This window comes from Herbiconiux sp. 11R-BC, assembly GCF_049472555.1.
Classification (GTDB): Bacteria; Actinomycetota; Actinomycetes; order Actinomycetales; family Microbacteriaceae; genus Herbiconiux.
The window spans coordinates 12,404-25,557 of the sequence record NZ_JBCEBO010000009.1 but is presented as its reverse complement, the minus strand read 5'-3'; the positions used below and the strand labels follow the sequence as shown (position 1 = coordinate 25,557).

The 13,154-nt window shown below is 70.9% G+C and carries 12 protein-coding genes and 1 pseudogene; 8 read left to right on the top strand and 5 right to left on the bottom strand.

Features of this window, described 5'->3' with window-relative positions:
- Positions 1 to 56 precede the first annotated feature (56 nt).
- The 5 genes and pseudogenes from VD659_RS17705 to VD659_RS17685 all read left to right on the top strand — a co-directional run bounded on the left by VD659_RS17705 (position 57) and on the right by VD659_RS17685 (position 3,220).
- Positions 57 to 728, top strand: coding sequence for a hypothetical protein (locus VD659_RS17705; RefSeq protein ID WP_423262360.1), 672 nt, complete (start codon positions 57 to 59; stop codon positions 726 to 728).
- Positions 729 to 861: 133 nt separating this feature from the next.
- Positions 862 to 1,556: pseudogene (locus VD659_RS17700) on the top strand (aldo/keto reductase); the annotation flags it as partial.
- A gap of 20 nt (positions 1,557 to 1,576) precedes the next feature.
- Entirely contained in the window at positions 1,577 to 2,059 is a 483-nt protein-coding gene (locus tag VD659_RS17695) for a nucleotidyltransferase domain-containing protein (protein WP_423262359.1), read from the top strand.
- Positions 2,056 to 2,412, top strand: a complete 357-nt coding sequence (locus tag VD659_RS17690; RefSeq protein ID WP_423262357.1) for a DUF86 domain-containing protein — start codon at positions 2,056 to 2,058, stop codon at positions 2,410 to 2,412. Before VD659_RS17695 ends, VD659_RS17690 begins: the two co-directional genes overlap by 4 nt.
- Entirely contained in the window at positions 2,405 to 3,220 is an 816-nt protein-coding gene (locus VD659_RS17685; RefSeq protein ID WP_423262356.1) for a hypothetical protein, read from the top strand. Before VD659_RS17690 ends, VD659_RS17685 begins: the two co-directional genes overlap by 8 nt.
- A gap of 78 nt (positions 3,221 to 3,298) precedes the next feature.
- Here VD659_RS17685 and VD659_RS17680 read toward each other — a convergent pair whose 3' ends face one another.
- From VD659_RS17680 to VD659_RS17660, 5 genes are read right to left on the bottom strand one after another with little or no spacing between them, the layout of a single operon-like run.
- A complete protein-coding gene (locus tag VD659_RS17680) occupies positions 3,299 to 4,342 on the bottom strand; it encodes an alpha/beta fold hydrolase (RefSeq protein WP_423262355.1) in 1,044 nt (347 codons plus the stop codon).
- Positions 4,339 to 5,547 (bottom strand): acyltransferase family protein, encoded by a 1,209-nt coding sequence (locus VD659_RS17675; RefSeq protein ID WP_423262353.1) that lies wholly within the window; start codon positions 5,545 to 5,547, stop codon positions 4,339 to 4,341. The genes VD659_RS17680 and VD659_RS17675 overlap by 4 nt, the downstream gene beginning before the upstream one ends.
- A 5-nt stretch (positions 5,548 to 5,552) precedes the next feature.
- Positions 5,553 to 7,178, bottom strand: coding sequence for a hydantoinase B/oxoprolinase family protein (locus tag VD659_RS17670; RefSeq protein WP_423262352.1), 1,626 nt, complete (start codon positions 7,176 to 7,178; stop codon positions 5,553 to 5,555).
- Positions 7,175 to 9,256, bottom strand: coding sequence for a hydantoinase/oxoprolinase family protein (locus tag VD659_RS17665; RefSeq protein ID WP_423262351.1), 2,082 nt, complete (start codon positions 9,254 to 9,256; stop codon positions 7,175 to 7,177). The genes VD659_RS17670 and VD659_RS17665 overlap by 4 nt, the downstream gene beginning before the upstream one ends.
- Positions 9,253 to 10,203 (bottom strand): FAD-dependent oxidoreductase, encoded by a 951-nt coding sequence (locus VD659_RS17660; protein ID WP_423262350.1) that lies wholly within the window; start codon positions 10,201 to 10,203, stop codon positions 9,253 to 9,255. Before VD659_RS17660 ends, VD659_RS17665 begins: the two co-directional genes overlap by 4 nt.
- Positions 10,204 to 10,255: 52 nt before the next feature.
- On the opposite strand from VD659_RS17660, the gene VD659_RS17655 reads away from it, so the two are divergent.
- From VD659_RS17655 to VD659_RS17645, 3 genes are all read left to right on the top strand, one after another.
- Positions 10,256 to 11,620 (top strand): amidohydrolase, encoded by a 1,365-nt coding sequence (locus VD659_RS17655; RefSeq protein ID WP_423262349.1) that lies wholly within the window; start codon positions 10,256 to 10,258, stop codon positions 11,618 to 11,620.
- Between the two features lie 63 nt (positions 11,621 to 11,683).
- Positions 11,684 to 12,043, top strand: coding sequence for a cupin domain-containing protein (locus VD659_RS17650; protein ID WP_423262348.1), 360 nt, complete (start codon positions 11,684 to 11,686; stop codon positions 12,041 to 12,043).
- A gap of 26 nt (positions 12,044 to 12,069) precedes the next feature.
- Positions 12,070 to 13,152: an LLM class flavin-dependent oxidoreductase gene (locus VD659_RS17645; protein ID WP_423262347.1), complete on the top strand. Its 1,083-nt coding sequence runs from the start codon at positions 12,070 to 12,072 to the stop codon at positions 13,150 to 13,152.
- The last annotated feature ends 2 nt before the right edge of the window (positions 13,153 to 13,154 follow it).

Here is a 13,154-nt window from a genome sequence, read left to right as displayed (position 1 = left end):
TCGGCACCGAACCCATTGTGTCTCGCAACCACGACTGAACAGAAAGAAGTCATCCCATGCGTACGATCACCAAAGCCTCCATCGGAATCGTCACCGCCGGCCTCCTCGCACTCGGTCTCGGCGCCTGCTCGATGGGGAGCAGCTCCTCCAGCTCCACCACCTCGTCGTCGGTCAGCGCCACGCCGACGCCGGTCGCGTCGATCCCGAAGCTCAGCGGAGTCGACACCGAGGTCACCGTGGACAAGGGCTTCCTCGACGCCCTCACCTCCCTCGGCCTGACCCCGGGCACCGTCGGAACCGCCACCCTCACGAGCGGGGTGCTCGCCTTCCCGATCACCGGCGGCAACGTCAAGTACTTCGACCCCAACGAGGCCTACCGCCCCTACGTGCAGGGCACCATCGAGCACGAGGGCTCGGGCCTCTCGCTCACCGCGGGAAGCACCGTCGTGGAGCTGACCAACTTCACCATCGACCCCGGCACCTCGAAGCTCTACGGTGACGTCTCCGTGAACGGCACGGTCGCCGCTCCCCAGGCCTTCCTGTTCGACCTCGACGGCTCGACCCTGAAGCCCCTGCAGACCGGCGCGAACGACACCGCCATCCTCGAGGGCACCACGGTTCACGTCTCGGCCGACGCCGCGGCCCTGCTGAACAAGACCTTCGGCACGACCGCCGTCAAGGAGGGCCTGCTCGTGGGCGTGGCCAAGATCACGGTCAACACGAAGTAGTCCCCACCCCGCACCACCCCGGAAGGCCCGTCAGCACCCGCTGGCGGGCCTTCCGCCTGCGTGCCGGGGCCCGCCCGACCCCAGACAGGTACGCGCAGAATCTCCTTGCGCGGCCTCGACGGGCGCAGCGTCTGGAGCGAGCCGCAGCTCACCCGACGAGACCACCGCCGCCGTCGAGGCGGCCCTCGCCACCGGCTACCGCCACATCGACACGGCGGCGGCCTATGGCGACGAGCGCGAGGTGGGCGAGGGCATCCGTCGTTCCGGCGCGCGCCGACAGGACGTGTTCATCGAGACGAAGGTGTGGATCAGCGACTATGGATACGACACCACCCTGCACGCCTTCGACAAGAGCGCAGCCAAGCTCGGCGTCGAGACGATCGATCTGCTCACCTGTTCGCCGAGACCACCGTCATCCCGGCCGTGAACCAGACCGAGCTGCACCCCTGCTTCCAGCAGAAGTCGGTGCAGGCGCTGGGCACCGAGCGCGGCATCCTCACTCAGGCCTGGTCGCCGATCGGAGGCATCACCTCCTACCGCGACTCCGAGCGGAGCACCCTCGAAGACCCCATCCTGCTGGCGATCGCGGAAGCGCGCGACAAGGCGGCCGCGCAGGTGATGCTGCGCTGGAGCATCCAGGAGGGCCGTTCGGTCATTCCGAAGTCCACCAAGCCGGAGCGAATCGCCGAGAACTTCGACGTCTTAGGCTTCGAGCTGAGCGCCTCGGAGATCGCCAGTATCCACGCCCTCGAAACCGGCACCCGCGGCGGCCCCGAGCCCGAGTTCATCACCCTCGAGAACTTCGGCCGCCCCATTCCGGAGGGCTGATCAGTGATAATATCTGCTATATGCAGGATGCATCCATCGATCGACTTCGCGCGGATGCGCGGAAGGCCGACGAGCTACGGAAGCAAGCGCGTCGTCTCCTGATCGAGGGCGCTCGCGCGGGTGCTGCTGCGGGCCTGACGCAGCGCCAGATCGCCGAGGCCATGGGGCGGAGTCAGCCCGAGATCTCACGCCTTCTCCGCTTCCACGGCACGAGCCTGCTCGCGCGAAAGCTCGAGCAGAACCGGGCCGAGGTGCTGTCGCACCTCTCCCGCCTCGGCGCCTCGAACGTGCGGGTCTTCGGCAGCGTCGGGCGCGGCGACGACGGCCCGGCCTCCGACATCGATCTGTTGGTGGACTTCGGCACGCCGCCCAGCTTGTTCGAGCTGGCCGACCTCGAATCCGAGCTCGCCGCGCTCCTCGGAGCGCAGGTCGACGTGGTCCCGGCGAACGGTCTGCGGAACAACCTGAGCGACCGCGCTCTCGCAGAGGCCGTGCCGTTGTGAGCCGCACCGAACCGGAGTCCATCGCCGATGCGCTCGACCACCTCGAAACCCTGCGACGCCACATCGAACGCGCCGACCTCAACGACGCAACGGTTGCCGACGCGGTAAGCCTTCGACTCGCTGCGGCGATCGAATCCCTGTCGCAGCTCAGCATCGCAACGCGCGACCGCGTCTCGGGCGGGCACTGGAACGCCATGTGGTCGACACGCAACCGGATCGCCCACGGTTACGCCCACATCGACCTCGCGGTGATCCGCGCGACCGTGGAACGAGACCTGCCCACGCTCGAAGCCGACCTCCGCGCCGAACTCCAGGCACAGACACAGACCGACGGCAGGACAGCTCTTGGCTGAATTCGTTTGCGTGTTCTGTGAGCTGCCCGGCGAAAGATCGAAAGAGCATATTCTCAGGGATAAATTCAACGGGCTGATTCCAACGTTTGATCGCATATTGCTTGATCGAACCGTGGGGGGCGTGCGACAGCCGCGTCAAAGCATCCCGCTCTCGCCATTCATGCTGACGGTCAACCAAGTATGCAAGGCCTGCAACAATGGCTGGCTCAACGATTTGGAAGAAGAGGTGGAAGACCTGATCGTTGGCCTCGCGTTGGCCAAGACGATATCGGTACCTATCGCGCGACGACCTCGCTTGGCGCTTTGGATGGCAACTAGGGCGCTCTTGCGTACCTTGCAAGAACCGGCTGACGGTCGAGCCCCGCGCGTCCTCTTCAACCAGGCCTTTCGCACGCAAATGAGTCCGGAGACAGTATTCGCTCATCTCGCAGTCAGCGACGAATATGCTTTCCCAGCAGGGCGCTGCAGTTGGGCATCGATCGAACCGTCGACTTCTGCGCAGAACTCCTCACGCCCCCCGCACACCAGCTACTTCGCGCTGGTTTCATTTGGAATCCAAGCACTCTTCTTTCAAGTGGCAATCGCCGGCGGAAGTAAGCTCACGACGGCCAAGGCCGCCCAGACGCTGGACCTGGTCCAGCGAGAGCTGCCCTCTCGATTCGTCTACGTTTCGCCGGCAATTCCCGGAGCAATGACCGGCTACCTGACAGCGGGCCAAGCTGTGAGATCCACCGGAGCCTACTATCGCGCACTAGGACTGGCGGAACCCAGACTTAATCCTCCAGGCGAGGTATTTCGGAGGCTGTAGCCACAGCCTTTGGTTTTCGCCTCCTCCTCAGGTAGACGTGGTCACACGGCCTTGAGAATGGCTCAGTGGCGGCGCGGTTCAGCGGCGGCGGCGCGGGCCGGCGGCGTAGGCGCGCCAGAGGATCTTGGCGTGCTCGGCCTTCGCACGGGCGATGCCGCGCTCGTCGCCGCGGAGCGCGCTCACCCACTCGGCGATCCGGCTCCCCGTCGCGCCGAGCAGCATCGACAGGTCGGCGTGCCGGGCCGGCGGCACCTCGGCGTCGCGGGCCGCCATCCTGCCGCGGCGGGGCAGCGTCCCCTCGACGTGGCGCACGGTGAGTTCGGCCACCCCGATGGCGTGGGCGTTGATGATGGAGTGCGCCGCCTCCTCGATCTCCCAGGTGCGCGCATCCTTCGCCTCCCGGGCGAGGCGCGAATGGAACCGCCGGGGCGAGGTGCGGTCGAGCTCGCCCCGGATGAGCAGCAGTGCCGCTTCGCCGAGGCCGATGCGCTCGCTCAGCCGGTAGCGCAGCAGGTGCGGGAGAACGGTGAGGAAGTACACCACCCCGCACAGGATGTAGGCCGAGAGCGCCGTCACCGCGAGGTGCGGCGTCTCGCGAACGGCCGACTGCGCGAAGCGCACCGCTTGCACCGGCGCGGAGGCCTCCGCCTCGTTGATCACCGGGCTCACGAGCACCGCGTGGCTGAGCCCCGGCCGCAGGGCCAGCACCTCGGCTACCACCTGGGTGCCCATCGAGTGCCCGATGAGCACGGGGTCGGTCAGGTCGTAGCGATCGAGCACGCCGGCGACGTGCCGCGCGAAGAACGCGGCCGTGGGCTGCTCCTCCGGTCGCGGGAGTCCGGCGAAGCCGGGGAGGTCGAGGGCGTAGACGTCTCCGTGCTCGGCGAGCGCCGGTGCGAGGAACTCGAAGTACGTGGCGGCCACACCGACGCCCGGCACCAGCACGAACGCCCGGCCTCGCGATCCCGCCGAGGCGCCGCCGTCCTCGGCGTCGCGCCGCCCGTCGCCGTCGAGGTCGAGGTCGCCTCCCGCGCCGGCCGTGATGCGCGTGACCCGTGTCGTCACGCCGTCAATGATGACGCGCTCCACCGTGAGGTCGGCGCGCGCCGCGGATTCGCTCATCGCTCCAGGATGCCAGTCGCCCGCCCGTGCACGATCCGGTCGCTGAACCGGCGCGGCATCCGGAACATGTAGCGCAGGTGGGTGCGCTCCATCAGCCGGAACACCAGGAGTGAGACACCGACCACGACCATCGTGCCGAGCACGGGCCCGAGATAGCGCACCAGCGGGATCTCGAACAGCGCCGGGACCACCGGCAGCAGGCAGAGCGCCCAGATCACCGGAAGCTGGAGGATGTAGATCGGCAGCGTGCGCCGGCCCACCCGCGCCAGCACCTGCGCGACGGCCGGGATGCGGCTCACGATCGCGCAGACCACGATCGCCAGGGCCACCGCCGCCGTGTCCCGCAGCAGGCGGGCCGAGGTCTCGAAGACCTCACCCTGCTCAGTCAGCTGCCAGAGCAGCTGGAACGCCACGAACGCGCCGAGGGTGCCCAGCAGCTTCACCGGGATGCGCCCGCGCGAGAACCACACGAACAGCTTCGGCAGGTACACCCCGGCGGCGAAGAACACCGAGAAGTAGATGATGTGCAGCCACTGCTCCTCGGCGTGGGACGCCGGCACGAGCCCCGACGCCACCGCTAGCGCGGCGAACAGGCCGAGCACCACGAACCACGGCAGACGCTGCAGCGAGGTGAGCACCACGACGTAGAGCGCGAGGGCGAACACGAACCAGAGCGTGGTGTCGGGCAGCGCGAACTGCCGCAGGAAGTCGTGCAGCGACGCCATCTGGAACGGCATCGTCGACACGGCGACCGCCGCAGACATGGCGCCGAACACGCACAGCCACACGACGTAGATCCAGTACGACGAGGCGACCCTCAGTGCGTTTCGGCGGTCGCCCCATCCGTTGCGCACCCGCTCCGAGACCAGCAGACCCGAGATGGTGAACAGCAGCGGCAGCCGGAACGGCCCGAAGAACTCGGTGAACTCCCGCCACGCCCGGGTGCCCGCGGTCGGCGGCGTGAGCGGGTCGTAGACGAAGATGCGCACGTGCAGCATCACGACCGCGATCACGCACGCGCCCCGGGCCACGTCGAGCCACAGCGCCCGCTCCCGCGGTCGGCCGTCGGTGCGGCCGTGCGCCGTCGTGCTCAGGATGCTCGTGGTCTCCAGGGATCGTCCTCTCGCGTGGTGCCCCTGCTGAAACCCCCTGGGAATCTCGGCAGTGAGTGGAACGGGCATCTCGTCGGGACGGATGCCTTCCACTGTAGTTACCGATCGCGCTCGAGCCGAACCGGGCCCGGCGCCCCGTAGCCGCCGCCGCCCGCGGCCGTGACCCGGATGGCGTCGCCGCGCGACACCGTGATGGAGGAGGCCTCCATCGCCAGCGTCTCCCACCCGCCGCCGCCCCGGCTCACGGCCACCGAGGCCGGCGCGCCCGGCCCGCCCCCGCCGACGCCCTGCGCCGCGTGAGCCGGCAGCCGCTGCTCCGAAGCCACCCGGCCACTCGCGGAGTCCGCGAGCAGTTCGTATTCGCGCCGCACGGCGCGGCCGCCCCGCCAGCGGCCGTCTCCGCCGGTCGAGTCGACCAGCTCGCACGCCCGCACCCGCCACGGGTACTCGAGCTCGATCACCTCGGCCGAGACGATGGCGCAGTTCGAGGTGTAGGAGTCGATCCCGTCGTCGCCCGCGAGACCTCGCCGGGCGCCGCCGCCGCCGCCGACCGTGTCCATGAGGGTCTTCTGCGCCCCGGTGCGAGGATCGTCGGCCCGCATCAACAGGGTCGGGAAGGAGACATGGCTCGCGGCCACCGCGCGGTCCGGCAGCAGCTCGCCGATCGCCCGGAACAGCACATCGGTGAGCACCTGCACGGCCATGTGCCGCGACACCACGGCGGCCGGCCGGCGGGGGTTGAACAGCGAGCCGAGCGGTGCGCTGGCCTCGATCAACTGCATGTAGCCGTGGTTCTGGCGCACCTCGGTGCCGAGGAAGCAGCGCAGCGCGTAGCCGAGCGCCGCGCAGGTGCTCGACCACGGCACGTTGAAGGTGCCGGTCGTCTGCTCGGAGGAACCACGGAGGTCGACGTGCAGCCGTCCGCCGCGAACGGCCACGGTGGCACGCACGGTGAGCGGGGTCGAGTAGTCGAGCCCGTCGCCGTCGAGGTGGCCGACGGCGCTCACCTCGCGGTCGGGCCAGCGGTCGAGCAAGGCCGAGGCCCGGGCCGCGGTGTCGTCGATGAGGTCGTCGGCTGCCGCCGCCACGGTCTCCGCTCCGTACCGCGCGGCCAGTTCCTGGATGCGCTCGGCGCCGCGTCGGCAGGCCGAGAGCTGCGCGGTGACGTCGCCCTCCACCGAGCCCGGGTCGCGCACGTTGCGCAGCAGCACCTGCCAGAGCGCCTCGTTGCGCAGGCCGCGCTCGTAGAGCTTCACCGGCGGGAGCTGCAGTCCCTCCTCGAACAGATCGCGGGTGGAGCGGTGGCCGGGCACGGTGCCGCGGTTGCGCGGCGAGACGCCGCCGATGTCGACGTGGTGCGCCACCGTCGCCACGTAGCCGAGCAGCCGCCCCTCCGCGAACACGGGGGTGAAGAGCTCCACGTCGGGCAGGTGGGTCGCCCCGGAGTAGGGGTCGTTGGTCACCACGACGTCGCCCTCGGCGAGAGCGCCGGTGCGGGCCAGCGCACCGGCCAGCGCGTACTCGAGAGTGCCCGCCTGCGCCGGGATGAGGTTGCTGTCGGCGACCAGCCGGCCCCGGGCGTCGAGGAAGCCGCACGAGAAGTCGAGCATCTCGCGGATCATCGGCGAGAACGAACTGCGCTGCAGCAGGAGCGACATCTCCTCGACCACGGTTCCGAGCCCGTTCCAGAGCAGTTCTCGCACCGCGACATCGGCGACCCTCATCCGCGTTCCCCCTCCTCGTCCGCCGGCGCGCTCCGCTCGAGCACCATGCCCACGCCGTCGACCACGGTCACCGCCCAGCCGGCGGGCAGGAGCGTCGTGGTGTCGGTCTGCTGCACGAGTGCGGGGCCGCGGAGCCCGGCCGTCACCTCGGTGCGGTCGAGCACGCGGTAGGCGACCGGATGCGCGGCCGCGGTGAATCCCGATCGCCGCGTCGGCGCAGCGGCCGCGGCGCCTCCCACCGTGGTCTGCGCGGCGACGCCCATCCACTCCGCCCCCGCCCGCGGCACGCTGGCGCGCACCCGGAGGGTCACCAGCTCCACCGGGCTGCCGGGCCAGGAGTGACCGTACGCCGACTCGTGCGCGACGCGGAACGCGGCCTCCAGCCGGCTCACATCATCCGGGCCGAAGTCCAGCCCGGCGCCGGCCGGAACCGTGAGCTCGTAGGCCTGGCCTGCGTAGCGCAGGTCGAGCTCGAGACTCAGCGCCGGTTCGAGCCCCGTCTCCCGCAGGGCCTCCGTGCCTTCCCGGGCCAGCTCGGCCAGGATGCGGGAGATCTCGGCATGGTCGAGGTCACGGAGCGCGCCCACGTGGGTGCGCCGCAGTTCGTAGCCACCGTCGCCCATCAGGAGCCCGAGGGCCGAGGTGAGGCCGGGGTGGCGCGGCACCAGCACCCGCGTGACGCCCAGGTCCTCGGCGATGGCACAGGCGTGCAGGGGTCCGGCGCCACCGAAGGCGATCAGCGCGCAGCGACGCACGTCGAAGCCGCGTCCCACGGTGACCAGCCGGATGGCGTCGGCCATCCGGCCGTCGACGATGCGCACCATGCTGCCCGCCGCCTCCACCACGCCGATGCCGAGGGGCACGGCGACCTCCTGCGCGATGGCGTCGTGTGCTCGGTCGGGATGCAGCGGCAGGGCGCCGCCCAGCAGGCCGCCCGGGTCGATGGAGCCCAGCACGAGATGGGCGTCGGTCACGGCCGGGCGGCGGCCGGTTCCATAGGCGGCCGGACCGGGGTCGGCTCCGGCGCTCTCAGGCCCCACCCGCAGAGCCCCGAACTCGTCGACCCGGGCGAGCGAGCCGCCGCCGGCTCCGATCGGCAGCACGTCGAGCTGCGGGAGGGCGACCGGCAGGCCGGCCACCTCGCCCCGGTAGCGGCGGTGCGGACGGCCGTTCTCGATCAGCGCGATGTCGGCGCTGGTGCCGCCCACGTCGAGCATCACCAGATCGGGCTCGCCGAGCCGCCGTCCGAGCTCCGCCGCCGCGACCGCCCCGGCAGCCGGCCCGGAGACGAGCAGGGTGACCGGCGAGAGCTTCGCCACCGAGGAGGGCACGACCGCGCCGGTGGAGGTCATCAGCTGGAAGGCCCCGGTGAAGCCGCACTCCTGCAGGCGGGACTCCAGTCGTTCGAGGTAGCCGCCGCTCTGCGGCAGCAGGGCCGCGTTGAGGGCCGTGGTGACGGCCCGCGGGTACTCGCGGAACTCCGGTGCCACCACCGACGACACCGTCACCGGGATGCCCGGGAGCACAGCCTGCACGATCTCGGCGGCGCGGCGCTCGTGCTGGGGCGCCGCGAACGAGAACAGGAAGGCGATGGCGACCGAGTCGACCTCGCCGCGCAGGGACAGCGCGGCGCGCCGCACCTGCTCTTCGTCGAGCGGCGTGACGACGGCGCCGTCGGAAGCGATGCGCTCGCGGATGCCGCGCATCCGGCCCCGCGCGACGACGGGCGCGGGCTTGCCCCGCCAGGGGTCGTAGAGATCGGTGCGCTGCTGCGTGCCGATCTCGAGCACGTCTTCGAAGCCGGCCGTGACGAGCATCCCGACCCGGGCGTAGTCGGCCTGGATGACGGCGTTCGTGGCCACGGTCGTGCCGTGCACCACCGCACCGAGCTCGCCGAACCCCAGTCCCGCGCCCGAGAGCAGGCCCTCGATGGCCGTGATGAAGGCGATGCCGGGGTCGGCGGGGGTGGACCGCACCTTGTTCACATGCAGTTCGCCGGCAGCGGTGAGCAGAGCGGCGTCGGTGTGGGTGCCGCCGATGTCGACGGCCACCACCGCCCGCGGCTCCCGCGCGCTCATGCGATCGACTCCACGAGCGCGGCTGCGGCGAGCGCCGAGCCCCACGAGGTCGCCACACCCGCTCCGCCGTGCCCGTAGCAGTGCACCACCTCGGTGGCGCCGACCCGTTCGCGCTCCAGGCGCACGGCCGGCCGGGCCGGCCGCAGGCCAACGCCCTGCCCGATCACCTCGGCCTCCTCGAGAGCGGGCACGAGTCGCCGGGCGCGGCGCAGCAGCGAGGCGGCGAGCGATTCGTCGGGCTCGAGCCCCGTGCGGCCCGGCTGCGAGTCACCGCCCACGATCACGTCATCGTGCCGGGGCACGACGAACAGGGGCGCGTCGGGGCCGTCGCGCACCATCAGGGTGCGGCTGAGGCCCGGATTCCTCAGCCTCACGATCTGCCCCCGCACCGGCTGCACGGAGTCGTCAGCGGTCAGGGCGGCCGAGCCGAACCCCGCCGCCAGCACGACGGGCACGCCGGCAGGCGCGACCTCGGCGAGGTCCGTGACGGTCGCGACGACAAACTCGACTCCGGCGCGCTCCGCCCGCCGGGTCAGCCACGGCAGGTAACGCGCGGTGTCGACGAGAGGAATCACCGACACGACCCCGGCTCCGTAGCCCTCGGGCAGTTCCACCGGGGCTGCGGCGCGCACCGGGGCGGCGAAGGAGCGCATCCACCCATCCGGCGTCCAGGCGGCGACGCCGAGCGTGAGCGCCTCCTGCTCGCGCACACCGGCCGCGGGGTCGGCTGCCACGCGGCGCAGCTCGGCGAGCGTGAGGTAGGCCCAGCGGCGCACGCGCTCCGACTGCTCCACGAGCGTCGGCGCCCAGAGCGAGGCCGCCACGGCCGAGGTCGTGCCCCCGGGCGCATCCCGTGCCATCACCGTGACCGCGTGACCGCGCTCGGCCAGGATGCTCGCGCAACTGAGCCCGACCACGCCGCCTCCCACGACCACGATCCGGCCCATCGTTCGCCCTCCGGTCGAGTCGGAATGAATAATGGATCCTAAACTAGCGCATATGGATCCCATTCAGCCCACCACATCGCGCCTGCCCCGCATCGTCGCCGGGCAGATCATCACGCTCGACGACGAGCAGCCGCGCGCCGGAGCACTGGCGTTCGCCGGTTCGAGGATCGTCGCCGTGGGCTCCCTCGACGAGGTGACCGCGCAGCTGCCGGCCGGCACACCCGTGCGGCAGGCCTCCGGCGTCCTCGTGCCCGGCTTCATCGATTCGCACTTCTACCTGCAGCGCGGCGGGGTCAAGGTGATGGATCTCTTCCCCGAGGGGCCCGTCGACCTCGCCGCTTTCCAGCGGCGCATGGCGGAGACCGCCCTCGACCCCGACTGGCCGGAGGGCGAGCCCTCCGACGCGGTGCGCCGCGAGGGACTGCGCCGCATCCAGCCGCTGCTGCACGCCCTGGGCATCACCGGCATCGCCGACCCCTGGGCCACGGCCGACGCGGTGCGCGTCTACCAGCAGGCTCGCGCCGCCGGCGAACTCAGCCTGCGGATCACGGCCATGCCGTACTTCGAGGGACTCCGCGACCATCTCATCTCGCCCGAGGACGTCATCGCGCGGGTCGGCGGGCTGGGAGTCGGCAGCGGTTTCGGTGACAGCCGGCTCGCCTTCGGCGCGATGAAGGTCTACGCCGACGGCGAGGGCAAGCGGCAGCAGGCGCTGCGCGAAGAGCCCTGGCCGGGAACGGGCGAGCGCGGCATCCAGACCATCGCGGCGGCCGAGCTCGAGCTGGTGGCGCGATTCTGCGCCGAGCAGGGCTGGGCCCTCGGCGTGCATGCCATCGGCCCGGCGGCGATGCGCCTGGCCCTGGACGCCTTCGAGCGGGTGAACGCGGATGTGCCGATCCACGGCCTGCGGTTCCGGCTCATCCACGCCTACCTCGAGCCCTCGGCCGAGACGGTCGCGCGAGCGGCGCGGCTGGGCGTGCTGGTGTCGTCGCAGCCCGCCATCCAGTGGCAGAACGGCGCCTGGCTGCGCGAGACCCTGTGCGAGGCGGCCGAGAACGCCAATCCGCTGCGCAGCTGGATCGACGGCGGCGTGCGGGTGGCACTCGGCTCCGACGGACCCTACTTCCCCTTCGATCCGCTGCGTCTGCTCTGGTTCGTGCGCACGCGGGCGGCCCGCGGCATCGAGGGCCCGCTGGGCGCCGCCCAGAGCCTCACCCCCGAGCAGGCTCTGCGTGGGCTCACCCGCGACGCCGCCTTCGCCGCCTTCGCCGATCACGAGCGCGGCGTGCTGGCTCCCGGGATGCTCGCGGATTGGGCGGAGCTCTCGGTCGATCCCCTGCGCTGCAGCGACGACGAACTCGCGGGCGCCTCGGTGCAGCGCACCGTGGTGGGCGGCCGCACGGTGTTCGAGGCCTGAAGCAGGACCGCCGACCCGGTCGCCGCACTTGCGGATCCATTCTCGTGTATTTAGGATCCAATCATGACGACAACGACCCGACCCCTCGACCTCACCCCCGACGAGCTCGAAGCGAGGCTGCTCGGCCAGCCGAGCGCCGAGCCCCTCTCCGGCCCCATCACCGTGCGCTCGCGCGTGGACTTCACGAACGAGGACCGCACCGTCATCTCGGGCATCTGGGAGTCGGAGCCGGGCACCTCACGCTGGGAGTTCCTCACCCGGGGTGAGATCATCCAGGTGGTGTCGGGCGCGATGACCGTGCAGCGCGACGGCGAGGAGCCCGTGGAGCTGACCGCCGGCAGCGTGGCCTACTTCCCCATCGGCTGGTGCGGGGTGTGGACCGTCACCGAGACCCTGCGCAAGTTCTACGTCGTCTACAAGTGAGCCCCGGATCGGATGAGCACCCCGGTATGACCCGCACCAACCGCCTGCAACTGGGCACCTTCGGAACCAACATCGCCCCCGGAATCACCTTCACGAGCATCCCGGGCACCCTCACCACCGATTGGTCGAGGGTGAAGCATCTCGCCCGGCACGCCGAGAAGATGGACTTCGAGGCGATCGTGCCGGTGCTCCGCTGGAAGGGCTACGGCGGCGAGCACAACCCGCACTCCGACGTGTACGACACCCTGACCTGGGCCGCGGCCGTGGGCGCCGTCACCGAGAAGGCCCGCATCTTCGCCACCGTGCTGATGCCGGTGGTGCATCCGGTGATCGCGGCGAAGCAGCTCGCCACCATCGACCACGTCACGGGCGGCCGCGCGGGCGTGAACGTGGTGGCCGGATGGTACCGGCCGGAGCTCGCCATGTTCGGCGACGACCTCCTCGCCCACGACGCCCGGTACGACCTGGCCGACGAGTGGATCGAGGTCGTGCAGCGCCTCTGGAGCGAGTACGAGGAGTTCGACTACCCGGGCGAGCACTACACGCTGCGCGGCCTGTTCTCGATGCCGAAGCCGCTGGGCGAGAAGCCCCGCATCATGAACGCGGCCATGTCGGGCCGCGGGCTCGACTTCGCCCTGCAGAACTCCGACCAGATCTACATCAAGCTGCGCGACGACCACGACGAGGCCGTCGCCCAGGTGGCCGACATCAAGCGGCAGGCGCGGGAGCGCTTCGGCCGCGAGATCGAGGTGTGGACCTTCGGCTACGTCGTCGACGCGCCCACCGAGCAGCAGGCACAGGACTTCCTGCAGTACTACGCGGGCGAGCACGGCATGCACGACGCCGCCGTGAACGCGCTCACCATCATGGGCGTGGAGGCCGCGGTGGCGGGCGACAACTCCACCGCCGCCCGCCGCTTCAACTGGGTGGCCGGCGACGGGGGCGTGCCGTTCGTGGGCACCCCCGAGCAGATCGCCGACAAGCTCGCCTGGCTCTCGGGCACCGGCGTCGACGGCTGCCTCCTCGGCTGGCCCCTCTGGGAAGAGGGGATGCAGCGCTTCGAGGACGACATCCTCCCCCTCCTGGTGGAGAAGGGCCTGCGGGCCTAGAA

What these genes read in the sequence shown, in the direction of transcription:
- VD659_RS17705 (WP_423262360.1), top strand. Translation starts at nt 57, where the DNA reads ATGCGTACGATCACCAAAGCCTCCATCGGAATCGTCACCGCCGGCCTC.
- VD659_RS17695 (WP_423262359.1), top strand. Translation starts at nt 1,577, where the DNA reads ATGCAGGATGCATCCATCGATCGACTTCGCGCGGATGCGCGGAAGGCC.
- VD659_RS17680 (WP_423262355.1), bottom strand. Translation starts at nt 4,342, where the DNA reads ATGAGCGAATCCGCGGCGCGCGCCGACCTCACGGTGGAGCGCGTCATC.
- VD659_RS17670 (WP_423262352.1), bottom strand. Translation starts at nt 7,178, where the DNA reads ATGAGGGTCGCCGATGTCGCGGTGCGAGAACTGCTCTGGAACGGGCTC.
- VD659_RS17665 (WP_423262351.1), bottom strand. Translation starts at nt 9,256, where the DNA reads ATGAGCGCGCGGGAGCCGCGGGCGGTGGTGGCCGTCGACATCGGCGGC.
- VD659_RS17660 (WP_423262350.1), bottom strand. Translation starts at nt 10,203, where the DNA reads ATGGGCCGGATCGTGGTCGTGGGAGGCGGCGTGGTCGGGCTCAGTTGC.
- VD659_RS17655 (WP_423262349.1), top strand. Translation starts at nt 10,256, where the DNA reads ATGGATCCCATTCAGCCCACCACATCGCGCCTGCCCCGCATCGTCGCC.
- VD659_RS17650 (WP_423262348.1), top strand. Translation starts at nt 11,684, where the DNA reads ATGACGACAACGACCCGACCCCTCGACCTCACCCCCGACGAGCTCGAA.
- VD659_RS17645 (WP_423262347.1), top strand. Translation starts at nt 12,070, where the DNA reads ATGACCCGCACCAACCGCCTGCAACTGGGCACCTTCGGAACCAACATC.